Raw genomic sequence first — 5,443 nt, 5'->3', positions numbered from 1 at the left:
TAGTCCGGCTCCCAGGCCCAGCCGATGGTGAACTTCTGATAGCGCAGCATGTCCATCACGCCGACTTGGGGCACCGCTGCGCCGAACAGATCGGGCCGCTGGTTGACCACCGCGCCGACCAGCAGGCCGCCGTTGCTGCCGCCATTGATGGCCAGCTTGGAGGGCTTGGTGTAGTTGTTCGCCACCAGCCATTCACCGGCGGCGATGAAATCGTCGAACACGTTTTGTTTTTTGAGCTTGGTGCCGGCCTCATGCCAGGCGGAGCCGTACTCGCCGCCGCCGCGCAGCGAGGCCAAGACATAGACGCCGCCCATCTTCATCCAGGTCGCGGCGGTGATGCCGTAACCCGGCGTCATCGGCACATTGAAGCCGCCGTAGCCGTACAGCAGGGTCGGGTTGTTGCCGTCCAGTTTCAGGCCCTTTTTGTGGGCGATGAAGATAGGCAGCTTGGTGCCGTCTTTGCTGGTGACAAAGGCGCGCTGGGTCTCGAACTGCTCGGCGTCAAAAGCGGTTTGCGGGCGCTTGAACAGCGTCGCCTTATTGGCCGCCACGTCGAAGCGATAGGTCTCGGTCGGCGTGGTCAGGCTGGTGTAGCTGAAGAAGGTTTCCTTGTCGGAGGCGCGGCCGGCAAAACCAGCAGCCGTGCCGACGCCGGGCAGCTTGACTTCGCCTTGTGGCTTGCCGTTCAGGTCATGGATGCGCACCACCGTCGACGCGTCGCGCAGATAGCTCACGAGCAAGCGCCCGCCTACGTTTGAGGCGCCCGTCATCGCGTCGCTGCTCTCGGCCAGCAAGGTCTTCCAAGGCTGCTTGCCCGACGCTTTCAGGTCGATGGCGATCAGGCGGCCGCGTGGCGCGTCCTTGTCGGTCTTGACGATCAAGGTGTTGCCGTTCAGGGCAACCGGCACATAGCTGGCGTCAAAAGCCAGGCTGATCGGCTTGGGCTCACCGCCTGTATAGCTTCCCTTGACCAGCGGCAGCAGCATCAAACCGTTCTTCTCGCCGCCCTTCCAGACCGTGATGAAGACGGCCTTGCCGTCATCCGAGACCTCGGCGCCGAAGCCCCATTCCTTCTCGCTCGGGTTGCTGGCCACCAACTGATCCTCGGACTGGGCGGAGCCAAGGCGGTGGTAGAACAGCTTCTGGAAATAGTTCGCACCGGTCAGCGCCGCGCCTTCGGCCGGCGCGTCATAGCGGGAGTAGAAAAAACCTTTGCCGTCCGGCGTCCAGGCCGCACCGGAGAACTTGACCCAGTCCAGCTTGTCGGCCAAGTCACGGCCGGTGGTCATATCGCGCACCTTCCAGGTCTGCCAATCGGAGCCGGCAGCGGCCACGCCGTAGGCCAATAACTTGCCGTCGCGCGAGGCGGCATAACCACCAAGCGCAGCGGTGCCGTCCTTGCTCAGCGTATTCGGGTCGAGCGCGATGGTTGGCTCATCGGTTGGCGATTTGGCGGTGTAGAGCACCGCCTGCTGTTGCAGGCCGTTGTTGCGGGTCCAGAAATAGCGGCCGCCCTCCTTGAAGGGGATGCCAAACTTCTCGAAGTTGTAGAGCTCGGTGTAGAGCTTGCGCACCGGCAGCCGCTGCGGCATCGCTTCGAGAAAAGCGTCGGTGACCCGATTTTGTGACTTGACCCAGGCCTTGGTTTGTTCGCTGTTGTCGTCCTCCAGCCAGCGGTAGGGGTCGGCCACGGCCGTGCCGTGATAGGTATCGGTTTGCTCGACCTTGGGCGTCACCGGATAGGTCGGCGCGGTTTGCGCGTGGGCCAGCCCCAGCAGGGCAAAAGCGGCCAGTGCTACGGCCTTGTGGGCCATTGTTTTCTTGAAAGTCATCGTCATCGTCCTGAGAGGTCTGGCCCGGCGCGCCGGGGGTGGGGCATTCTGGCAAGCAAGCGGCAGTATGACGAAAGACAGGGGTCAATTTTTGCCCCGAAACAGGGGTGATTGCGGGTTTCCTCGGGGTTGGTGACCTGCATCACTGACATCAGAAGTCGCTGCCCACGCGATGCAACGCAGCTTGCTGCGTCGCGAATGCTCGCGTTTCTTCTCAAGGCAAGACCTCGCGCAGCACCTGCAGGTATTGCTCAAAGCCCTGCAAATCTTTGTGCCCGGCACCACGGATCACCGCCAGCCGGCCCTGCGGCCTCAGGGCGAGCAGACGCTCGCTGTGTTGCGGCGGGATCAAGGTGTCTTGCTCGCCATGGATCAGCAGCAGCGGCCCCCGCCAAGCGGGCAATAGCGCGGCCGTGTCGAGCGGATAGCGCAGCAAGGCGGTGGGCAGCAGCGGGAAATGCTGACGCATCAGGTCGGCCATGCGGGTGTAGGGCGAGATCAACACCACATACTCGGGCTTGACCTCGATGGCCAAGCCTGCGGCCAGGCTCGTACCCAAGGAGCGGCCGACGATGACGCAGCGCAGGCCGGCATAGCGCGGCGCCACAGCGCCCCAAGCGGCACGCACGTCGGCGCGCATTTGGGCCTCGCTCTCGATGCGGCCGCTGCTCTTGCCATAGCCTCGGTAGTCCAGCATCACCAGCTCATAGCCGGCACGGCGGTAGAAATCAGCGTTGACGAACCAGCTCTGCAGACTGCCGGCATTGCCGTGCAGATAGAAGACCAGGCCTTTGGGATTGGGCACCCGCAGTTGCAAGGCCGAAAGCACGGCGCCGTCCACCGGAATACGCAGCTCGACCACGTCAGCACCGAACTCGAAACGGTGCGAGGCCGGCAGGACTTCGGGCTGGAACAGCAATTGCTCCTGGCGCTTATAGACCCACAGCAAGCCTACTGCCAACAGCGCAACCAGCACCACAGCCAGCAAAGCAGCCAGCATCACGCCGACCCGCAACGGCCCGCCCAGCCCACTCGTCGCGCTCATCGCGCAAGGCGCAGCAGCTTGCCGCTGTCGGTCAGCAGCAGCAAGGCGCCGTCGCCAGCCTGACGCACATCGCGGATGCGCTCGCCCAGCTCCTTGACCATCTCGGTGCGCGCCACCACGGTATTGCCGCTCAGTTGCAAGCGCCACAGCGCCTGGCCGGCCAGCGAGCCCGAGAACAGCTGGCCCTGCCACTCGGGGAACATCGTGCCGGTGTAGAAGACCAGGCCGGCCGGCGCGATCGACAGCGGCACCCAGAAGGTCAGCGGCTCGACATAAGTAGGCGTATGCACGCCGCCGCCAATGCGGCAGCTCTCGCTGACTGGGTCGCCATAGTTGCAACCGTAGCTTTTAGCCGGCCAGCCGTAATTGGCACCGGCGCGGGCGATATTGATCTCATCGCCGCCCTGCGGGCCATGCTCGCTGAGCCACAGCTCGCCGGTCACCGGGTGCAGCGCCGCGCCCTGCGGGTTGCGGTGGCCGATGCTCCACAGGCCGGGCCGGGCGCCGGTGCCGAAGCTCGGGTTGTCGGCCGGCATGCTGCCGTCGCGCTTGATGCGCACCACCTTGCCCAGCGTCTGTGCCAGGTCTTGCGCCGGCGCGCCAAGTTGCCGCTCACCCAGCGCAACGAACAGGGTTTTGTCACGCCCGAACACCAGACGCGAACCGAAATGGCCGCCGCCGCTGACCTTGGGTGCCTGCTGGAAGATCACCGTCACATCCAGCAAGGCAGCGCCGACCAAGCGGCCGCGCGCCACCGCCGTACCGGCCTTGCCGGCCTCAGCGCCCTGGCCGGGCTCCGCATAGCTGAGATAGACCCAGGGTGTGGTGGCGAAGTCGGGGTCCAGGGCCACGTCCAGCAAACCGCCCTGCCCCGCCGAGGCCACGGCGGGCACGCCGCGAATCGTCACCGCCGGCCCCTGCCCGCCGGCCGGCAGCCGCAGCAAGCTGCCGGCCTTTTGCGTCACCAGCATTTGGCCGTCGGGCAGCAGTGCCAGACCCCAGGGGCTTTGCAGGTCGCTGCGCAAGGTGCTCAGCTGTGCGGCTGTGGGTGGTGGGGCGGGTATTGGGGCGGGTATTGGGGCGGGCGGGGCGGCGGCCGAATCGCCGCCTCCGCCGCAGCCGGCAACGAGCAGTGCGGCGGCGCTGAGCAAGCTGCGGATCGAGGGGCGTCCATGCATGGTGGGCTCCGAAATGCCATCAACAGGGATGCAGTCTATGCCGGCAAGGGGCTGCGCTGCGCGGCCTGGCGATCAGTGCGATTGGGGTGGCGGCAAGTTCCCCTGGCAGGCATACGAAATTGGCTCTTCGGAGTCAATGCGTCAGGCCTGGCCCAAGGTTCCGGATGGACCTCGCTCGTTGTCAGCCAATGACCAAGATTGACGATTGAAGACTTGACGCTCGGATCGCCTGTAAATGAAGTCCTGCGATATGGGGCTGGATATCTGGAAGCCTGCCAAACTGGCCGGGGTGCGTGAAGTGGCTATGCGACACAAGCTCAGCGTCGGCGACAACGGCGAGATTTTCATGCTGGCGCGTGCCGAGCACGCTGCTGTAGGTTTTGCGATCGCTATCACAGGGCTGCTGAGCGTTGCTCGGTGGGCTGCCGAAAAGTTGGACGCTCCCGAGCTGGCTGTTGATCTGGCCGCCGAAGTGCAGCCCTACATCGTGGCTAGGAACCCGCGTGCTCGATTTGAGCTAAAGCCTCATGTGCTGGGCGCTTCTCGCACAGACCACGTTTTTGATTTTCGCCATGGTGACGACTTGATCGACGTGATAACGGCCAGCCCTCAAGCGACTGGCGGCGTACCGCGCAAGGTGAGCGATGTTCAGAACGGCCCGTTTATCGGCGGAGGGAGCCCACTGATCATCGTGGACGACCGGCTTGACAAACGGGCCAAAGCTGAGAACGAAATCGCCATCCTGGGCGCTGTTACGCGCGCAATGCCATTCTCGGTCCTGATGGCCGTTCGGCACTAGGCTGCCGCTAGGTTCCCGTATTGGGTGAGCAGGTCTGACTCAAGAGGGGGGAAGGCGGATACCTATGCGCGGCCAGCCGTTGATCCAATAATTCCACTCGGCCAACTCGTTGGCGACTTCAATCGCCCGCTTCGCGCCGACCTTGTTCTGCAAGATCTACAAAGCCTCGTGGTGAATGCCGGTTCGCTGAGTTTTCTGCACATTGGCCGGCCTTTGCTCTGTCAAAAGCGCTAGAAGTTCGGCAACGGTTCGGTGGCAAGCCTTGGGCCATGTCGATGGCGGGCTTTGCAATGTCGATCAAAAAGCCACTCGCCGCGTCGCCAGTTGATCAAATTTTTGTTGGAACTGACACGAAACCAAGCCAGCGATCGCCTACCCGATGCGATCGCGGGCCTGACGATCTCGCAAGCCTAGTTGGCGATATCGCTGGCCGCGGTCAACCGGCGCCGCCGCTAGACCGATAGACCAGGACGCGAGTTTGGGTAGACAAAAGCACCGCAAGCGGGGTGCTGCCAAGAACAGATGGGTGGCGGCACTGCCACCCGAGCCCTTGTCCAACATGTTCGACGGCGGGGCGATGAGGGGCACG

At 64.0% G+C, this 5,443-nt stretch carries 4 protein-coding genes and 1 pseudogene; 1 reads left to right on the top strand and 4 read right to left on the bottom strand.

What is annotated here, in order from left to right:
* The 3 genes from RMO57_RS03930 to RMO57_RS03920 all read right to left on the bottom strand — a co-directional run.
* On the bottom strand, positions 1 to 1,832 hold a 1,832-nt coding region (locus RMO57_RS03930), incomplete at its 3' end, for a prolyl oligopeptidase family serine peptidase (protein WP_310384420.1).
* A 214-nt stretch (positions 1,833 to 2,046) separates the two neighbouring features.
* Complete coding sequence (locus RMO57_RS03925) at positions 2,047 to 2,877, bottom strand: alpha/beta hydrolase (protein WP_310384417.1); 831 nt, start codon at positions 2,875 to 2,877, stop codon at positions 2,047 to 2,049.
* Positions 2,874 to 4,055: a PQQ-dependent sugar dehydrogenase gene (locus RMO57_RS03920; protein ID WP_310384415.1), complete on the bottom strand. Its 1,182-nt coding sequence runs from the start codon at positions 4,053 to 4,055 to the stop codon at positions 2,874 to 2,876. The genes RMO57_RS03925 and RMO57_RS03920 overlap by 4 nt, the downstream gene beginning before the upstream one ends.
* 235 nt (positions 4,056 to 4,290) lie before the next feature.
* Here RMO57_RS03920 and RMO57_RS03915 point away from each other — a divergent pair, with 235 nt between their 5' ends.
* Positions 4,291 to 4,854 carry a hypothetical protein gene (locus tag RMO57_RS03915; RefSeq protein WP_310384413.1) on the top strand — a complete coding sequence of 188 codons (564 nt, stop codon included), beginning with the start codon at positions 4,291 to 4,293 and terminating at the stop codon, positions 4,852 to 4,854.
* Between the two features lie 372 nt (positions 4,855 to 5,226).
* Here RMO57_RS03915 and RMO57_RS03910 read toward each other — a convergent pair.
* Positions 5,227 to 5,443 (bottom strand): annotated as a pseudogene (locus RMO57_RS03910) (hypothetical protein); the annotation flags it as partial.

Source organism: Roseateles sp., from assembly GCF_031397715.1.
GTDB lineage: Bacteria > Pseudomonadota > Gammaproteobacteria > Burkholderiales > Burkholderiaceae_C > Paucibacter_A.
The sequence above is the reverse complement of the archived record's forward strand: the minus strand, read 5'-3'. Positions and strand labels throughout refer to the sequence as shown.

Bases quoted from the DNA above. Each gene is read 5' to 3' on its own strand.
- RMO57_RS03925 (WP_310384417.1), bottom strand. From the start codon at position 2,877: ATGAGCGCGACGAGTGGGCTGGGCGGGCCGTTGCGGGTCGGCGTGATG.
- RMO57_RS03920 (WP_310384415.1), bottom strand. From the start codon at position 4,055: ATGCATGGACGCCCCTCGATCCGCAGCTTGCTCAGCGCCGCCGCACTG.
- RMO57_RS03915 (WP_310384413.1), top strand. From the start codon at position 4,291: ATGAAGTCCTGCGATATGGGGCTGGATATCTGGAAGCCTGCCAAACTG.